The organism is Aliiglaciecola litoralis, assembly GCF_039523355.1.
In the GTDB taxonomy this organism is placed as follows: Bacteria; Pseudomonadota; Gammaproteobacteria; order Enterobacterales; family Alteromonadaceae; genus Aliiglaciecola; species Aliiglaciecola litoralis.
In genome coordinates, this window is record NZ_BAAAFD010000010.1 from 102,084 (window position 1) to 120,162 (window position 18,079).

The 18,079-nt window shown below is 43.5% G+C and carries 15 protein-coding genes; 10 read left to right on the forward strand and 5 right to left on the reverse strand.

Annotated features, from left to right (window positions below):
* Positions 1–602 precede the first annotated feature (602 nt).
* The 8 genes from ABD036_RS15600 (at position 603) to ABD036_RS15635 (ending at position 8,841) form a co-directional block, all read left to right on the forward strand.
* Complete coding sequence (locus ABD036_RS15600) at positions 603–965, forward strand: hypothetical protein (protein WP_343861569.1); 363 nt, start codon at positions 603–605, stop codon at positions 963–965.
* A 135-nt stretch (positions 966–1,100) separates the two neighbouring features.
* Positions 1,101–1,814: a substrate-binding periplasmic protein gene (locus ABD036_RS15605; RefSeq protein WP_343861724.1), complete on the forward strand. Its 714-nt coding sequence runs from the start codon at positions 1,101–1,103 to the stop codon at positions 1,812–1,814.
* A 68-nt stretch (positions 1,815–1,882) separates the two neighbouring features.
* Positions 1,883–2,089, forward strand: a complete 207-nt coding sequence (locus tag ABD036_RS15610) for a lipopolysaccharide assembly protein LapA domain-containing protein (protein ID WP_343861571.1) — start codon at positions 1,883–1,885, stop codon at positions 2,087–2,089.
* A gap of 139 nt (positions 2,090–2,228) precedes the next feature.
* The gene (locus ABD036_RS15615) at positions 2,229–3,605 is read left to right on the forward strand and encodes an alpha/beta fold hydrolase (RefSeq protein WP_343861573.1); all 1,377 of its coding nucleotides are present in this window, start codon (positions 2,229–2,231) and stop codon (positions 3,603–3,605) included.
* 95 nt (positions 3,606–3,700) lie between these two features.
* Entirely contained in the window at positions 3,701–4,279 is a 579-nt protein-coding gene (locus ABD036_RS15620) for an OsmC family protein (RefSeq protein WP_343861575.1), read from the forward strand.
* Positions 4,280–4,319: 40 nt separating this feature from the next.
* Positions 4,320–5,078, forward strand: coding sequence for a methyltransferase family protein (locus ABD036_RS15625; RefSeq protein WP_343861577.1), 759 nt, complete (start codon positions 4,320–4,322; stop codon positions 5,076–5,078).
* Positions 5,079–5,323: 245 nt separating this feature from the next.
* Entirely contained in the window at positions 5,324–7,408 is a 2,085-nt protein-coding gene (locus ABD036_RS15630) for a S8 family serine peptidase (protein WP_343861579.1), read from the forward strand.
* A 752-nt stretch (positions 7,409–8,160) separates the two neighbouring features.
* The gene (locus tag ABD036_RS15635) at positions 8,161–8,841 is read left to right on the forward strand and encodes a hypothetical protein (RefSeq protein WP_343861581.1); all 681 of its coding nucleotides are present in this window, start codon (positions 8,161–8,163) and stop codon (positions 8,839–8,841) included.
* A 160-nt stretch (positions 8,842–9,001) separates the two neighbouring features.
* Here the strand turns inward: ABD036_RS15635 and ABD036_RS15640 are convergent, their stop codons facing one another.
* The gene (locus ABD036_RS15640) at positions 9,002–10,339 is read right to left on the reverse strand and encodes an extracellular catalytic domain type 2 short-chain-length polyhydroxyalkanoate depolymerase (protein WP_343861583.1); all 1,338 of its coding nucleotides are present in this window, start codon (positions 10,337–10,339) and stop codon (positions 9,002–9,004) included.
* Positions 10,340–10,591: 252 nt separating this feature from the next.
* On the opposite strand from ABD036_RS15640, the gene ABD036_RS15645 reads away from it, so the two are divergent.
* Entirely contained in the window at positions 10,592–11,281 is a 690-nt protein-coding gene (locus ABD036_RS15645; protein ID WP_343861585.1) for an alpha/beta fold hydrolase, read from the forward strand.
* Between the two features lie 239 nt (positions 11,282–11,520).
* Here the strand turns inward: ABD036_RS15645 and ABD036_RS15650 are convergent, their stop codons facing one another.
* Positions 11,521–12,162 (reverse strand): hypothetical protein, encoded by a 642-nt coding sequence (locus ABD036_RS15650; RefSeq protein ID WP_343861587.1) that lies wholly within the window; start codon positions 12,160–12,162, stop codon positions 11,521–11,523.
* Between the two features lie 452 nt (positions 12,163–12,614).
* On the reverse strand, positions 12,615–13,511 hold the full coding sequence (locus ABD036_RS15655; RefSeq protein ID WP_343861589.1) for a LysR family transcriptional regulator ArgP: 897 nt from the start codon (positions 13,509–13,511) through the stop codon (positions 12,615–12,617).
* 187 nt (positions 13,512–13,698) lie between these two features.
* Between ABD036_RS15655 and ABD036_RS15660 the strand changes: the two genes are divergently transcribed.
* Entirely contained in the window at positions 13,699–14,331 is a 633-nt protein-coding gene (locus tag ABD036_RS15660; protein ID WP_343861591.1) for a LysE/ArgO family amino acid transporter, read from the forward strand.
* Positions 14,332–14,588: 257 nt separating this feature from the next.
* Here ABD036_RS15660 and gcvP read toward each other — a convergent pair whose 3' ends face one another.
* Positions 14,589–17,486 carry an aminomethyl-transferring glycine dehydrogenase gene (gene gcvP / locus ABD036_RS15665; protein ID WP_343861592.1) on the reverse strand — a complete coding sequence of 966 codons (2,898 nt, stop codon included), beginning with the start codon at positions 17,484–17,486 and terminating at the stop codon, positions 14,589–14,591.
* Positions 17,487–17,629: 143 nt separating this feature from the next.
* Complete coding sequence (gene gcvH, locus ABD036_RS15670) at positions 17,630–18,019, reverse strand: glycine cleavage system protein GcvH (protein ID WP_343861594.1); 390 nt, start codon at positions 18,017–18,019, stop codon at positions 17,630–17,632.
* Positions 18,020–18,079 lie beyond the last annotated feature (60 nt).

An 18,079-nucleotide genomic window follows, 5' to 3' on the forward strand; every position in this document is an offset into this window, starting at 1 on the left:
TTCGATGAATCATTGATTTCTATCATGATAGTTGCCGAAAAAAATAGCAACCCAGCTCCAACATATGAAAATTAAAATTATGGAGACACCCACCGTAAAAAATTATGTGGACACCCACTGTAAAAAATTATGGAGACACCCACCGTAAAAAACTACGAGGACACCCATTGAAAATTATGAGGACACGCACCGAAAAATTATGTGGACACCCATCGTAAAACTACGGGAAATTATGAGGACACCCACCGTAAAAAACTACGAGGACACCCATTGTTGCATTCGAGAAGGTTACATCTAGCCTCCGCGTATAGAACGTGATTTTTATCGTTGGAGGAAGTGTATCGGTATCTTCTAAAGATGGGTGTCTCGTTAATTGTCTCTTTAAAAAACTACGAGGACACCCATTGTTGCATTCGAGATGGTTACATCTAGCCTCCGCGAATAGAACGTGATTTTTATCGTTGGAGGAAGTGTATCGGTACCTTCTAAAGATGGGTGTCTCGTTAATTTCTAAAGATGGGTGTCTCGTTAATTTGACTTGTTAATTTGGACAAATTACCGGAAAGTTAACCAATCAGAGAAAATGAAAGATTGGAGATATCGTGAAAATTTTGAATCTGTTGCTAATAGGGCTTGTCGCTTTGCTGAGCGTCGCAGCGGGCATCGCCAAAGTCATTGAATCGCCTCAAGAAGTAGCCTTTTTGCAAGAATTTGGATTAAGTACAACACTAATAATTACCTACGGTATGATTCAAATACTCGGAGGCGTTTTAATGGCTTTATCTAGGACAAGGAAGTACGGCGCATTAATCACCATAGCAACATTTGCATTGTCTAGTGTTTTACTCTTTCTAGCAGATAATACTTCGTTTGGATTAGTGTCGCTTTTGCCTGTTGCTTTAACAGGGTTAATATATTGGCAAACAAGCAAAAAGCCTCAATATTCCACGTCTAAAGAACGATAACCTCTAACGTATCTCGTAAATACTGACTTAAAGCATTGTTTAATGCCAATCTCGAAAATATCAGGTAGAGTATTTATTCATCAACGTGAAAACTAGTAGTTATACAAGTTTGGTAAAGGTCACTTTTTGATATATATGTTTCGCACTTTGTCTATTTGCTTATTAGCTGTTGTGTCACTGAGCACATTGGCGGAATCTCAGCGCTTGCGGATCGTGACTGAACATTGGCCTCCCTACAACTATTTAGATACCGACGGCACATTACGCGGCGAAGCCACTGATAATGTACGCAGAATTTTAGCGCAGGCAAACTTAGACGCGAACATTGAGTTACTCTCTTGGAGCAAAGCGCTAGATTTGGCAAATCACCGCCCAAATACGCTTATTTTCTCGATACTAAGATCAGAAGAACGGGAAAACAGTTTTGATTGGTATTGCCCTTTATCTGACCCTATCGAAGTTGCATTGTATAAATTGCGCAAACGTGACGATATTAGGTTGACTGATCTCAACGATGCTAAGAAATATACCATTGGTGTTTTGCGTAATGATTATGCCCAACAATTTCTTAAATCAAAAGGATTTGACGATGGGACAAACTTGCAAGTGTCTACCAGTGATACCGCCAATCTGCGACTTTTAATTCAAGGCAGGATAGATTTGGTAATTCAAGTCAAGGCGGCGATACATTATCGTATGAAGCAGCTGGGGGCACCAATAGAAGAAGTAGAAATAGCACTTCCTGCCATAGACGGTAAATCATTAGAGACCTGTTTAGCGTTATCAAAAGGATCGGATAAAGCAATTAAAGTTGCACTTGACCGTGCCATAGAAGCTCTCACTCCATAACGGGTTATCGGTTAAGATTAACTAAGACAAATAAGGGCGACCTCGGTTGTACTTAGAGGAGAAAGATTATGCATAAATTGTCCAAATACTTCATCATCGCGCTGATTGCGCTGTGCGCTATTTTTGTATTACAGAACTTGCAAACCGTGACCGTGTCATTCTTATTTTGGGAATTCTCATTACCTCGAGCTGCTCTAGTATGCGTGATGTTATTGATTGGATTGATTATTGGTATGCTAGTCAATAGCAGTAGACGCATGCTGTTTAAGGAGTAAGGTGAGCAAAATAACTCATTGTCCCTATAAAATGAGTCACTGGCTGAACGATTAAAAGTAAGCGGGGTGCTCCCCCGATTCAGATCTAGCCAAAAGCTGCTACTATCTTAAAACCACTTCAAAAAAGATGACCCAATCGATGAGTCAGCACGCACCGATAATCAAGTTTTTCAGCAAAGGCGACGGCAGTAAGGTTGCCTATGCTATTCATGGCAATGGACCTGCGCTTATTGTGCCAGCTTGGTGGGTTAGCCATATCGATTTAGATTGGGATATCGACGCTTATAGGCAGTTTTTTAGTCGTTTAGGCGAATTTTTTACGGTAGTGCGTTATGACCGACCTGGTGTGGGCTTAAGTGACCGCAAACGCAGCCTTTTCACTCTGGAAGACGAAGTCGACACTTTAACTGAATTGGTGGAACACTTGGACTTTGCAACCTTCTCATTACTGGGTGTGTCGTGCGCTGGTCCTCCAAGCATCCTGTACGCTCAAGCACATCCTGAACGAGTCGAACACATTATTTTTATCGATTCCTACCTCAATGGCGAAGAGCTTGGCGAGCCGAAAGTACAAGGCGCCTTGTGTTCACTGATCGCCGCACATTGGGGGCTCGGCGCAAAAACGATCTTGGATTTGTTCGATCCAGATATGGACGCAGATACGAGGTCAACAATAAGCGAGATCCATCGACGCTCAACAACGCCAGAGATGGCCGCAGCCTTACTGAACTTATCCTTTAGTATGAATGCCACCCAAGCGGCTAATCAAGTGACTATGCCGACACTTATCATGCATCATTCAAAAGATAGAACCGTGCCCTTTAGTGCCGGTCGTAAATTAGCTGTCATGTTGCCTAATTCGCAATTTGTCAGTATTGAAGGTAAAGCTCACGTGCCATGGATGGGTGATAAAATCACCGAGATCCTTGAGCGAATTATCGATTTTACCGGTAACTCCTCCTCTCCTACTAACTTCCCCATCGAATACAATCAGTTTAAAAAAACCGGCAGTATTTGGGCTTTAACTTTTGCGGGCAAGACAGTACATATAAAGAACTCTCGCGGGTTAAATGATATCGCCCTGTTAATCCAACAAAAAAACAAAGAGGTATATGCTGCAGACCTAGTGACAGGCGAGTATTCGATGGCACAGGAATCAACCGTTGCGGTTTCTGATCAGGCGGCATTGCAACAATATAGGGGGCGATTAAACGAGCTAATCGAAGAGAAGTCGTTGGCCGCCGTAAATGCTGACGAAGCCCAATATGCAGCATTGGAAACAGAGGAAGAGCAGCTGATAAATGCGCTAAAACAAAGTGTTGGATTAGGAGGACGGGCTAGGACGTTTGATCACAATGCTGAAAAAGCGCGCAAAGCCGTGGCTGCACGTGTTCGAGTTACCTTGCATAAAATATCAACGGTAGCGCCTGAGCTAGGCGCTCACCTTACCACCAGCATTAAGACCGGCAAGTATTGCTGTTATTCCCCTTCTCCCGACATTTCATGGCTAACCTGAACTTCGCTGACCTATATGCTAGAAAAAAACTAGCAGCCGGTATGAAAAAAGTAGCGCCTTTAAAGTGAAAGCCACTCATTTTAAAGGATAGTATGATGAATAACACCACTGCAGCTGTGAGCTCTTCCCAATTAATCAAACCAAGTATTGTTAGCATGACCCAGAGGCACCATGGATTAGTCAAAAAATATGCTGATACTCCACAACTAGCTTGGGTCACCGATATGGCGGTAACCGGTCAAAGCAACACTGAGATTCACGACGCCTTGCATGTCGATGTCGAAGTCGCAGGTTTGAATATTTCACTAGGGGTTCACCCTGCAGTAGGCGGTGACGGTGACGCTCCTGTGCCGGGGGAGCTTTTATGCGCTGCATTAGCCAGTTGTTTAGACAGCACCATTCGCATTATCGCTAACCGTTTATCGGTTGAGTTGACCCATCTACAAGTTAGTGTCTCAGCTGAGATTGATGTACGTGGTACCTTGAAGTTTAACCCCGCAGTTCCGGTCGCCTTTCAGAAAATGCATGTGTCGGTTGAAATGCAAACTCTCGCTGGAACCAAGCCAGAATTAGAAAGCGCATTATTTAATGCCGCTGAAGCGAGCTGTGTGGTGATGCAAACCCTCAAGCATCCACCTCAGATCAGCACCCAATTTCACGCAGGTAGTGTTTAAAGGAACCTGCATTTAATATTTATTGATAAGGAATTTTGACATGTCATCTGCAACTAAATCGAATACCACAGCACGCCCAATTGTTCCGTTCCTATACTCACTGGTCTGCTACGCTGCGTCTTTGTTTTCACTGATCTACTTTATCGTGTTTGCTAGTGGTGTTTACGCCCCTATTTCAGTTAACTCTCAAAGTCTTGAACAGCCTTTGCTAACTGCATTAGTGTTTAATATTGCACTGATCGCTTTGTTTGGCCTGCAACATAGCATAATGGCGCGCAAACGCTTCAAACAATGGCTTTTCAACTACCTACCAGAATCTGCTGAACGAGCTACATTCTGCCTAGGTACTGCAATAGCGCTGGTTATCATGGTTTACTTTTGGCAGCCAATGAATGGCCAAGTTTGGCAGGTTACGGGTTCTCTCACGGGCTATGCTGTGCAAGCAATTGGTGCCGCTGGTTGGTTAATATTATTGATTGCCTCCTTTCAATTGGATCACTTCGAGCTATTTGGACTTCGTCAAACCTTTACGCCTTTACTAGGCAGGCCCATGCCCTCGTCACAATTTAGAACCCCGGGACTGTACAAAATAGTTCGTCATCCTATTCAACTCGGTGTGCTACTCGGGGTCTGGTTTGTGCCTGAGTCGACAGCCAATCATCTGCTGCTAGCTATCGGCATGACGCTCTATATCTTCATCGGTTTATATTTTGAAGAGAAGGCGTTAATCCAAGAATTTGGTAACAACTATCGAGACTATAAACAACGGGTGGCTAAACTGATCCCTTTTATTGGCTAGCGTTGAGCAGCTTTAAACATTCAATCTTGTTTAGAGCTGCTAATTACCAGAGAGTACAATTCGTTGCCATTGCTTCGATAATGTGCCGCAAAACCATTTTCAATCAAGCAAAGCGAGCCTATCGTCTTTTTATTAAAGTAAACAAATTTTTAACATCTAGGGGTAGTTCCCTATGTTTACCTGCCTTAAAGTTTGCGATGCTAATCCGGTGAAATAAATTCCCACACTTTATCGGAGAAATAATAATGAAAAGTCCTTTCGCAACATTGAGTGTTATAGCCGCAAGCATGTTGAGCGTCAACGCAGCACATGCCGATGCCCTAATTGGTCCCAAATTATCTGAACAATTACAAAGCCAAGTTGGCCCATTTAACGTGATCGTGTCCTTCGACAATCAGCAAAGCATTGATTCGGTCTTGCAGAACCTAAACGTGCCTTACCGTGCTTTGCAAACACTGCCAATGGCAGGGGTTACGCTGTCTAAATTACAACTGCAAACGCTGCAGGCAAATCCATCGGTAACGAGCGTCTACGCTAACGTTCCACTGGAATACAAAAACTATACCTCAGGTGAAATTACTGGCGGCCATTATGTGCAAGACAACTACAACGTTGATGGTAGTGGTGTCACGATCGCGGTGTTAGATTCAGGTGTCGATGCCACACATCCAGATTTAGAATTAGGTACTAAGACAGTTGAAAACGTTAAAATCGTCGGAGATTTAGACTTAGCAGGCGGTCGTAATGCCTTTATTGAAGGTGTGCCCAACAGCGACACAACGTCTGGACACGGCACGCACGTAGCGGGCACTGTCGGTGGAACAGGTGCTGCATCTGCCAATGATGAACGCCGTGCAAATTACCATGACGGTATAGCGCCTGGTGCTCGCCTAGTTGGCTTGGGTGCAGGCGAAGGTGTCTCAATCTTATATGCATTGTTAGGATTCGATTACGCCATTGCCAACCAAGAGCGTCTTGATATCGACATCATCACTAACAGCTGGGGTGGTGGTGATGGCGCGATGTTTGATCCAAACAACCCAATCAACCAAGCGTCTTTTAAGGCATATCAAAACGGCATGGTAGTCACGTTTGCCGCATCTAACTCCGGTCCAGCTGAAGACACCCTAAACCAATATGCTATTGCGCCTTGGGTAATCAATGTTGCCGCCGGTACTAGTGATAAACAACTGGCGGATTTTTCGAGCCGCGGTGTCGCAGGTGACGAATACAAGCTGCCAGATATTACCGCTCCTGGTAAAGATATTACGTCTACTCGCGCACCTAACACGGCAATTGGTGCATTGGGTCCGGTCGTTGATCCAGCCCACCCTGAATACTTTGCTTACTATCACACGATCAGTGGTACCTCGATGGCAACGCCTTTTGTGGCAGGTGTTGCGGCACTGCTGTTAGAAGTAAATCCGAATCTTTCACCTGATCAAATCGAAGAAATCATTAAAGTCACGGCCGATCCAATGGACTATGCCCCTCATGAAGTGGGTACTGGATACATTAATGTAAAGGCCGCGGTAGACATGGCGGGTCAAGTCGTTGGCCAGCGTAATGACTTCTTAGCAGGAAATACGCTATGGGCAAGTCAGGGAAAGTGGAGCACTGTTGATGATTCGGATCCGCGACTAAGTTACGACGGAAAGTGGTATCAAAAAGACGACGAAAAAGCATATCAAGGCGGTTACATGAAAGCCAAATATGCCGGTTCTGCTGTTGCTGCTGCGGTTCGTGGAGACAGAGTTCGTCTGCATTTTTATGTGAAAAATGCCAAGCCTACTTCCATTGAATTATTCTCTGACGGTCAATCAATGGGCGCAGCGACCATCTATCATGCTGATGCCAGCAAGAACGATCCTAAAAACGTAACGGTTTCGTTTGACGGTCTTGGCAATGGTGTCCATGACCTAGAAATTCGCATGCTAAGTAAATACGTGTACTTCGATGCCATGGACGTAGACGGTGAAGTGATTGAAAGTGATGTGACTTACACTGAAGTTACAGAAACCTACACAGGAACCATGGGCGTTTCTGCTGAGAACTTGGAAGTACAAGACTTCCCATTTGAAGTAGCGGCCAATGACATTAGCATTATGGCGTCTTTAGAATGGGCAACCGTTGCTGATCTAGACTTTGCATTAGTCAATCCTGAGGGTGTTGAAGTGGCCACAAGTGCCTCATTAGCTAACCCTGAAAGCTTGCAATTCTGGGTTGACCAAGCCGGTACCTATATCTTGCGGGTTAAAGGCTACATCAGTGTGGCAACACCATTCACAATTACCAATACCGTTACTAAAGCATCGAAAGCCAGTAACTAAAAAAGCAAACGTGTGAGTGTTTATTTAAGCGCCCTAGGGTAAACCTAGGGCGCTTTTTCATCTTTAGTAACCCTAAATGTCTAGATGAATCGATGGGTGTCTCGATAACGATGTGGCGCGTAATCCAGCAAATCCACCTTGAATTTTCCAAGTGACTGCTTTCCCTGAATTTATGAAGTGTGATGGGTGTCTCAATAACGGAATGAAAAGATGGGTGTCTCGATAACGATGGGTGTCTCGATAACGCTAGACGAACCGATGGGTGTCTCGATAACGATGTGGCGCGTAATCCAGCAAATCCATCTTGAATTTTCCAAGTGACTACTTTCCCTGAGTTTATGAAGTGTGATGGGTGTCTCAATAACGGAATGAAAAGATGGGTGTCTCGATAACGAATTTCTAGATAACAATGTGTCTCGTAACCCAGCAAATCCATCTTGAATTCTCCAAGTGACTACTTTCCCTGAATTTATGAAGTGTGATGGGTGTCTCAATAATGAAATGAAAAGATGGGTGTCTTCGTAATTCTTCGTAATTCCCCTGTCAGATTAATTTACATTTTTTTTACAAAATTGATTTTTGACTTTATAAAAAAGGATAGTTTCAAAAAGTTAAATATATAAAACAAGCCTTTACTACCACCCAACCCAATATGGATCAATTTTTGCCTTATGAAAAGTTGACATTTTTCGTTTAATAACTGAAATACTTTTAAATTGATAATTAGCGCTATATCTAAAAAAGGAATAATGATGAAATTTATAAGAAAGTTGTGTGTGGTATTGATATTTGGTTTTTCTTCCCATGCTTTATTAGCTGCAGAAATTCTAGTTAACGGCGGGTTTGAAACGGGTGACTTCACTGGTTGGAATTCAACACTTTCGGGTGGAGTTGATTGCTGGACTGATTGGACCATAGGGACCGCTGGTTCCGAAACCGGCTGTCTACCACTTAGCGCTCCAACTGAAGGAACTTATGCGGCGTACAATGCGTTCGATGGCTTTGCGTCAAGTTTCTACACACTTTCACAAGATGTTATCTTGCCAAACGGTAACTTGATGGCAGAGCTTAGCTTTGACATTACAGCTCAATGGTTTAATGGCGGCGCGCTTGCTCGTGTTTTTGACTTAAATATCGTGCATGATGGTGTTGATTTAGGGCCTATTTATCACTTTGAGGCGGCAGCTGGTAGTGACGGGGCATTTGATTGGACTAGCTTTAATTTTGATATCTCTGACTTATTAAGTGACTACAGTGGCAATGTCATTACGATAGAAGCCGATGTGTTTATCCCTGAACAATTTACAGGTCCAGGAGGTTTTGGGTTAGATAATGTGAGCTTAAACGTCTCTCAAGTATCTGAGCCTAGTGTATTTCTAATGTTTTTGATGTTCTTAGGGCTTATTAAAGCGAGTCGATTTAATAAATCTTAAAGCTAAATTGTTTGTTTAATTAAACGTACCTTTTGTATTAAACCGGCAAGGGACTCATTAGAGCTCCTTGCCGGTTATGTTACATATCTTATTAGAATTCCTCACCTGTGATGGGTGTCTTCGTAATTCTCGTAATCTCTCATCATAGGCCTCGACTCGTCTATATACCGGGTATAGAGATGGCCAGCTCTTTTGACGGTAAGCCTTCGCTGCCATCCGCTTCGACACTAAGTACCATATAGTAAGCTTGAGTCGCTGGCTGCTGGACAATAGCAAAACTGTTTTCTAGCACTACGTCGGCAGAAACAAGGTAATAAGGTCCGTCTTTTTCAGACGAGCGGTAAACCGCATAGCCAGCAACACCTTGCTGATGCTCCCAGCCCAATTGGACCTTGCCAAGTTGATCTATATTAATGGTTAATTTGCTCGGTGGAGCAGCGGGTGCGTTGTCCGTTGAATTAGCGGTGACCTGATCAACCATGGCCATAATTGCCGTGGTCTGGTTGCCGAATCGAGTGGCATATTCGTTATCGTCATACCCCCACCAATCCCAACACCCATTGCCATTACCTTGCTGTAATGTTGCCGTTGCCTGTGGATACAGAACTACAATTCGATTTCGCTCAGCCCAATCATTGTACCCTGCGTTTTCAACGAAAACGTTGCCAATACGATCCGCACTTTGTAAACAACCATGCAAGGCTATATGTAATTTACATTTTGATGCCTTGCCGTTTTCTTTGATGTCGCACGCCTCTGGAATATACGCATAGCCATATTGTGATAAACCATGCTGCGTCGGTTCAGGAAGAAAGTTTTCTTGATCAAATTGGATTAAACGACCAGCTGAAGCGGACGTCTTTGGACGTTTAATGTGCTTGTAGCTGTAAGCTAACAATTCGCCTGCGGTATCGTAACCACAGTTATTTATGAAATGGTCGTCAGGGTTACTGCTTTTACCCAGGTAATCACATGGATAACCAAAGCTATCTGTAGGCATCGAATGCTCACCACCAACGGATGAGACATAACGCATGTTTTTTGGTTGGATAAACTCAGCATAGTATGCATTCAGACTATCGCTTACAGCTTGTAGCACGACAGAGTCATCTGCACTCGAAAAAATCCATACCCGATCATTGTACAAATTATCGGTTGGTGCAATATCACCAAATGCATCGAAAGTCTCTGTAATTGACTTAAGGCGCGCTACATTAGGCTGGTTGTTAGGCTCGGGTTTCATGCAGCGCGTTAACGCCAGACCAATATTGTTTTCCGCACAATAAAACGGTCCACCAGCAATGATCGCGGCAGCAGAAAAGATATCACTGTAGGCTATGTGCATTTGCTGCGCCATGTAGCCGCCACTGGATATTCCCGATATAGTCACCTTGGAGGGTTCGATATTAAGCGCAGGGAGCGGCTCTAACGCATTGGCATTTATAGAGAAAATTGCTGAAACCAATGCTGGGACTAAGCTGATTTTGTGATGCTGCATAACAAACTCCTCGACCAGTTTATCCGTCAGTATCTTCGGTGTAGACTAAGAGTTAAATAACACTTTAGTACTACTGAATTACATATCTCTTAAAATCTCACAAAGGTATACAAGATAAGATTAATCAAGGTGATCAGTACTCCGGTAGCATTGTAATCTAGAGAACACCGCCCCCTACATACCAAAGTACTATATGACATGTTCAGTTTTTCACCTAAAGTTGTTAACGAAAAATTAACAAATGGGTTACTTATGAAAAACATTCTACTTAGTATTAGCTTATTTCTTTTTGTCTGTGCCGGCGTCAATGCTGCCTGCAAAGATAATGTGGTGTTAGTGCACGGCAATACCGCTTCACCTTCAAGTTGGAACAATACCTTGAACGAACTGTATGCTCGGGGATATTCCGCTAACGAAATATTCAATCCCAGCTGGGGATCTAAATCGTGTGCCACTTGTAATAATCACAGTGGTAGCGAAGAGACACCGGTACGCAATGCCATTGTGAATGCCATCAACAGCTCCTGTACTGGAAAAATAGATGTGATTGGCCATTCAATGGGCGTGACCCTTGCAGCTCAGCAAATTGATAAACTTGCTGCTTCATCTTACGTTGATACCTTTGTTGGTGTAGCAGGCGCCATGTTAGGGTTACGTAGTTGTGGGGTTTACCCATATAATGTTTGGAACAGCACCTGTGGCAGCGCGGGATTATCTATTAGTAGTCCATTCCTTGATGGGCTTTACGGCGCCCCATTAGGCAATAAGGTTTACTCGATAAAAAGCTTTAGTGACCAAATTATTTGCTCCACTGGAAATTGCTATGTTTATGGCATTCACAGCAGCCGCATCTGGAACGAGGATGCAACTTACACTTACAGCTTGGGGCATTTTGGATTGCAAACCAATACTGCTACTCAGCAAGTTAACTTAATTCAGTAAATTTAAAGCGCCAATGCAGATTGGCGCCGATCCTTTTAAAGAATAAAGCAATTTTGTGATGGTTTTCACTCTATATGCTGAATTACAAATCACCTAAACTGCCACGCTAAAATTTCAAACCCGTTTAAAAAACGGGGGCATACTTGTTTAGCGGGGCAGTTGAGTCGCGGGCTCGATTGCTCGCCACATCAATTATCATCGGAAACTAGTAAGTTTTCAGCTAGGACTTTAATTGCCGTTTACGCGATACGCCACCTGAAGAATACAACTAATCCGAGCGCTCCGAGTAGCGGCAGAATCACGCTCATTTCGAAAGTGAGTCCAAAATTTACGCCGATTCGCACTACTGCCATTACACCAATCGAGAATGCAAAAATAATTCGGGTCAAATGACGCTGAATCCAAAATTCTCGTGAACGCTGCCTGTTTACAAGAATTGCTAGATCCTGAACAAGCAAATAAATAAACAAACTTGCCAATAGTAACGGGCCAAAGAATATATCGAAATTGTTTGTTTTAATCGCCAAAAATACCCTTATTACCGGCAAAATTAATAACAACAATGGCACTACAGGCAGACACTTTTCAATCATCAGTGGCTCTGCAGTCTGATAGCGAACAGCAATGACGGCAGTAATGACTAGATATATAGTGGCCATCGCAAGAATCAAAGCAAGTGGACCAATCTCACTGAATTTATAAAATGTGGGGTAGAAACTGGTCACCGCTGAAAAGAGTATAAACCAAACAAATACCCGACCAGCTGTCTTGTGTCTAGCAGACCCCTTTACGCTCATTAAAGCACCCAATGCGCCTAGCAAAGCAATGCTGCCAATGATGGTGTGGACTAAATTATTTATATGATAAATACTTTCTGTCATAACCGCTCTCCTAGCAACGAAACCTCATTGTTATTATCAGCCCTGCTTAGGTGACTCAATACACGACAATAAAGCGATTCTAAAAGCAGAACGTTGATCCGTGATACGAATAATGTTTTTGCGAATTCCAACTTTAATTATTTATCCGTAAGAGAGATCATTTAATTGTGCAGTAAATATAATGTAGACCAATTACAGACAACTTTTTCCAGTTGAATGAAAAAATCTAATTATCAAGACCCCCTTGCTAGCTCAATTATTCTAGTTAGAGGTATCGAGCGAATAACCTTTGAAGCTTTACATCAACAATTAGTCGAAACTTTGAAATTAGCATGGGTGTCTGTCTTGGTAACTTTTTGAAATTAGTGATGGGTGTCTTGGTAATTTGATATCAGAAAGTAGCCATTGATTATTGATAATTCAACGTTGCTGAGGCCAACAATTTACGAAGGTTAACTTGCTAATTTCTGCTGGGCAGATTTTACTATATGTTGTGATATGTCTTTATTGACCCCTTTGACCAAAACCCAACTGTGCCAGTATAGCGTTTCAATTAACTCGTTCTCAGGTGATATATTGATTAGTTCTCCACTGGCCAATTCATTAGCAATTTGCAATTTAGGTAATAGGCAGTAAGCAACCCCTTGTTTGGCTAAGGCGACAAAAGCCTCCGATGAGCGAACGCTGTGACAATAATATTCGCTTGCAGCCAAATTAAAACGTTTTGCAATGAAACGAACATGCATATCATCTTTGTGATCATAACTAATCGCAGGGGCCATTTTTAAGGACTCTTTATTCACTCCATGTTTAAAATACTTGTCTTTAAACGCTTCGTTCGCCACTAGGCAATATTCCATTTTCCCTAACCGGAAAGATCGATAACCTTTTAGCGGTTTTTCGATAACACTTACCGCACCAATCGCTTCGCCTGTCCGCAACTTATCTAGCGTACGCTCTTCATGCTCAATCATTAAATTTAATTCTATACGATGGCTCTGCAAAACAGGCGTGATCGCTTGAATAAACCAAGTTGCAATACTGTCTGCATTGACCGCTAAAGAAACTTTCACCGGTTGTCGTGGTTTATCAGGTGACAAAACCGGCGCGAGTTCATTTTCAAGCTGCTTTACTTTTTTAAAGTGACTAACTAATTGTTCACCTGCTGTGGTTAACACTATCGGTTGACTGCGAATTAGCACGGGTTGGCCAATATACTCTTCTAAACTCTTGATTCGCTGAGATATTGCCGACTGAGATATAAACAACTTATTGGCGGCTAATTCAAAGCTTTGTAATTCAATCACCTCTGTCAAGGCAGAAAGTAATTTGTAGTCAAAATTAGCCATGTTATTCAATCCCCGTTTACTTCAGATTAATAAGTTTTACTAATGACACTTAAAATATATTAATTATATTTATATGCAAGGATACCTCAAACTAACCTCCGTTATTAGCTAAGTCACTCTTTAATTGTCGTCCATCAGTTGGTTTGTACTTATTTCCTTTACACCATTTATTTGCGAGAACAACACCATGAGTTTATTAATATTAGCCAAAGGCTTCACACTAACACTGAGCATGATTGCCCCTATTGGCACCCAAAATTCTATGCTGCTTACTCAAGGTATTCGTAAAAACCACCATAAAACGACGGCAGCATTGTTCATACTATATGACGTAATTTTAATTTCGATTGGGGTGTTGGGCGGAAGTTTAGTTTTATCGAGTAGTGATACCTTATTCACCCTATTGACTTGGGGCGGCATCCTATTTCTATTGGGGTACGGTGGGTTATCAATGAAATCGGCTTTTTGGCAAAAAGTAAACCAAGATGAGCATATAGCCAGTAAAAAATCAGTGAAACTATTATTAGCAACTTCGTTGGCGGTAACTTTTTTAAATCCACATGCCTATATAGATACCGTAATGGTGATAGGGAGTGTTGGAGGACAATATACCGGTAGCGCTAAATTATTTTTTCTAATTGGCGCTGTACTTGGATCTGTCGTATGGTTTTCGCTATTAGCGACTGGCGCAGTCAAATTATCAACATATTTAGGAAAACCAAAAGTAAAACGTGTTATCGATGTCCTTATCGCATTGGTTATGTGGGTTATCGCCTGGTCACTTTATAACGCATGGCTAGCAAGAGAATTAATTGCATAGCCTGAATTATGAAGACTTCTTTGAGTCCGGGTAAGTTAAGTGAACTGAGTGGATTCATTAGTTGGTGAATAAGAGAATTAACTAGTTTTGCTGTTGCTTAAAAATAGCGTGAATCAGTAAAGGTTCCTCTGCCATTGGATGACTAGTTCATTAACATAACTGCCACGTTAAAATTGAAAAACCCGCTTAAAAGCGGGTTTAAATTTGTTTAACTAAGTCTTTCCAGTCGCAGAGTTAATTGCTCGTCACAACAATCTTCACTCTTCAATATAACTCTCAATGCTAGGACAGCTGCAGATCAAGTTGCGGTCTCCATAGACATCGTCGATACGATTGACGCTAGGCCAGAATTTGTTTCTAGCCACAGCGGCAACGGGATAGGCTGCGGTTTGTCTGTCGTAGCTGCGATCCCAATTGCTGTCACAAATATCATCGAGTGTATGCGGTGCATTGTGTAGCGGGTTGTCAGTGGCGTCCCACTCGCCGCTTTCCACTTTGGCCATCTCTTCACGGATGCAAATCATGGCTTCGATGAAACGGTCGAGTTCGGCTTTGGCTTCAGACTCCGTTGGCTCAATCATCAACGTGCCTGCCACTGGGAAGCTCATGGTTGGTGCGTGGAAACCATAATCATTGAGGCGCTTGGCCACATCCATTTCGGTCACTCCAGAGCTTTCTTTAAGTGGACGCAAATCGATAATACATTCGTGTGCTACGCGGTTGTTACGGCCGCGGTAGAGTACTTCAAAATGACCATCGAGTTTATTGGCTACATAATTGGCATTGAGCATGGCCACTTCGGTGGCTTTTTTAAGTCCTGCACTGCCCATCATCTTGATGTACATGTAGCTGATAGGCAGGATAGATGCACTACCCCAAGGTGCGGCACTGACTGCGCCATTGCCTTTGGTTGTATTACCAGTGTCGATCACTTGGTGATTAGGCAAGAAGGGTTCAAGGTGCTTCTTGACGCCGATAGGTCCCATACCAGGACCACCACCACCGTGCGGAATACAGAAGGTTTTGTGTAAGTTTAAGTGTGACACATCACCACCAATTAGGCCGGGTGAGGTTACGCCCACTTGGGCGTTCATGTTGGCACCGTCCATGTACACTTGGCCACCAAATTCGTGCACGATATCACACATCTCTTTGATGGTTTCTTCGTAAACGCCGTGGGTAGAGGGATAGGTGATCATGGCGCACGATAATCTATCGCCTACTTCTTCTGCTTTCTTACGTAAATCAGCTAAATCAACGTTACCGTTTTTATCGCAATTCACTACCACCACTTTCAGGCTGACCATTTGAGCTGATGCGGGATTGGTGCCATGAGCAGAGCTAGGGATCAAGCACACGTCACGATGACCTTCACCACGGCTTTCGTGATATTGCTTGATCGCAATCAAGCCAGCGTATTCACCTTGCGCACCCGAGTTAGGCTGCATGGAAAGCGCGTCGTAACCGGTGATATTGATCAGCCAATCACTTAGCTCATCCATCATTTCCTTGTAGCCTTGGGCTTGTTCAACCGGTGCAAATGGGTGCAATTTACCAAATTCAGGCCAGGTTACTGGGATCATCTCCGCTGTCGCGTTTAACTTCATGGTGCACGAACCAAGGCTTATCATCGAATGATTCAGGGCTAAGTCTTTATCTTCGAGTGACTTGATGTAACGCAACATTTCAGTTTCTGAATGATACGAATTGAACACTGGGTGGCTCAAGATACTGTCATTTCTAAGCAAATCGGCTGGGATGGAGTGCGAGCCTTGGGTGGTCACTTCGGCGTCTAGCATGTCGATGCTAAAGCCGTGATCTGCGCCGCAAAGTAAATCGATCAGTGCCATTACGTCAGCACGTGTTGTGGTTTCATCAAAAGAGATCCCCACCGCGTTATCCAGATCAGCGCGCAGGTTCATTCCGGCTTTTTGCGCTGCTTCAATCATTGCAGCTTTGTCATCAACTAGCACGGTGATGGTATCAAACCAAGTTGAATGCTTAAGTGCATAACCATGTCGCGTTAGCGCGGTTGCGGCTATGTCGGCGAAACGATTGATCCGGGTTGCAATGGTTTTTAAACCTTCTGGACCGTGATAGACGGCATAAAATGACGCCATGTTGGCCAGTAGCACTTGCGCAGTACAAATGTTCGAGTTGGCTTTCTCACGACGAATATGTTGTTCACGGGTTTGCAGTGCCATGCGCAATGCGGGGCGACCACGGGTATCTTTTGAGACACCAATGATACGGCCAGGTAAGGAACGTTTGTACGCATCACGAGTAGCAAAGAAAGCGGCGTGAGGGCCACCATACCCCATAGGTACACCAAAGCGTTGTGCTGATCCTAATACCACATCAGCGCCCATGTCACCGGGCGACTTTAATAGCACTAAGCTCATAATATCTGCCGCAACAGCAACAATCGCCTTATTGTCGTGTAATGCTGCTATAACACTGGTGAGATCTTTCACTTCCCCTGTCGTGCCGGGATATTGTAGTAACGCACCGAAGACATCGTGCGTTGCAGCGTCAATGTCTTTGCCAACAATGACTTCAAAACCAAACATTTCGGCACGTGTTTGCACCACGTCAAGCGTTTGTGGATGCACATCTTCGGCAACAAAAAATGCGTTGGATTTTTTGTTTTTGGAAACGCGCTTAGCCAAGCCCATAGCTTCAGCAGCAGCGGTGGCTTCATCTAATAATGAAGCAGAAGCCAGCTCCATGCCGGTTAAGTCAATAGTGGCTTGTTGAAAATTAAGTAGCGCTTGCAAACGGCCTTGGGCAATTTCTGGCTGATAAGGCGTATAGGCGGTATACCAACCTGGATTTTCCAGTACGTTACGCAAAATCACATTAGGCGTAATAGTGTCGCTGTAGCCCATACCAATAAACGAACGATTGATTTGATTTTTTGCCGCCATGGTTTTGAGTTCAGCTAACGCCTGAGCTTCAGTTACGCTTTCACCAATGCTCAATGCTTCAGGTAAGCGAATACCGGCCGGTACGGTCTGTTTCATTAGATCATCCAGACTTTGAGCGCCAACAAATTCAAGCATTTCAGCCATTTCGGACTCACTAGGTCCAATATGACGGCGAACAAAATCTTCGGTTTGTTCAAGTTGAGCGAGAGAAAACGGAACCTTTGACATAATTTACTGCCTATTTGAAAACTTTTAACAAGCTCACCATCAGAAACTGGTAAGCCCAGAGCAATGCACAACACATTGCTCGGTTGCTGGAGACAACAAACAGATGTCTCCGTTATTTACAGCGCAAACGTGACTAAGAAAGTTTAGTCTTCGTCGATACTGTTGGCGTAACCTTCAGCATCAAGCAACGCTTCGAATTCGCTAGCGTCGTCCGCTTTAATGCGGAACATCCAACCGTCACCAAAGGCGTCGCTATTAACTAGCTCTGGTGAGTCTTCCAAGTCTTCGTTTACCGCTACGATTTCACCGCTTATAGGAGCATAAACGTCTGACGCAGCTTTCACCGATTCTGCAACCGCGACATCATCGCCGGCTATAACGGCGTCGCCTACGCCTGGCAATTCAACAAACACCATATCGCCAAGTAATTCTTGGGCATGCTCAGAAATACCTACCGTAAATGTACCGTCGCCTTCTGGACGTACCCATTCATGTGTAGAGGCATAACGTAATTCAGATGGAATGTTGCTCATAATCGTTCCTAATATTGATGTTTAAAAGGGGTCGGAGTGAATGTCCCCATATTGTTTTAT

Bases quoted from the DNA above. Each gene is read 5' to 3' on its own strand.
- ABD036_RS15605 (WP_343861724.1), top strand. From the start codon at position 1,101: ATGTTTCGCACTTTGTCTATTTGCTTATTAGCTGTTGTGTCACTGAGC.
- ABD036_RS15610 (WP_343861571.1), top strand. From the start codon at position 1,883: ATGCATAAATTGTCCAAATACTTCATCATCGCGCTGATTGCGCTGTGC.
- ABD036_RS15615 (WP_343861573.1), top strand. From the start codon at position 2,229: ATGAGTCAGCACGCACCGATAATCAAGTTTTTCAGCAAAGGCGACGGC.
- ABD036_RS15620 (WP_343861575.1), top strand. From the start codon at position 3,701: ATGAATAACACCACTGCAGCTGTGAGCTCTTCCCAATTAATCAAACCA.
- ABD036_RS15625 (WP_343861577.1), top strand. From the start codon at position 4,320: ATGTCATCTGCAACTAAATCGAATACCACAGCACGCCCAATTGTTCCG.
- ABD036_RS15630 (WP_343861579.1), top strand. From the start codon at position 5,324: ATGAAAAGTCCTTTCGCAACATTGAGTGTTATAGCCGCAAGCATGTTG.
- ABD036_RS15635 (WP_343861581.1), top strand. From the start codon at position 8,161: ATGAAATTTATAAGAAAGTTGTGTGTGGTATTGATATTTGGTTTTTCT.
- ABD036_RS15640 (WP_343861583.1), bottom strand. From the start codon at position 10,339: ATGCAGCATCACAAAATCAGCTTAGTCCCAGCATTGGTTTCAGCAATT.
- ABD036_RS15645 (WP_343861585.1), top strand. From the start codon at position 10,592: ATGAAAAACATTCTACTTAGTATTAGCTTATTTCTTTTTGTCTGTGCC.
- ABD036_RS15650 (WP_343861587.1), bottom strand. From the start codon at position 12,162: ATGACAGAAAGTATTTATCATATAAATAATTTAGTCCACACCATCATT.
- ABD036_RS15655 (WP_343861589.1), bottom strand. From the start codon at position 13,511: ATGGCTAATTTTGACTACAAATTACTTTCTGCCTTGACAGAGGTGATT.
- ABD036_RS15660 (WP_343861591.1), top strand. From the start codon at position 13,699: ATGAGTTTATTAATATTAGCCAAAGGCTTCACACTAACACTGAGCATG.
- gcvP (WP_343861592.1), bottom strand. From the start codon at position 17,486: ATGTCAAAGGTTCCGTTTTCTCTCGCTCAACTTGAACAAACCGAAGAT.
- gcvH (WP_343861594.1), bottom strand. From the start codon at position 18,019: ATGAGCAACATTCCATCTGAATTACGTTATGCCTCTACACATGAATGG.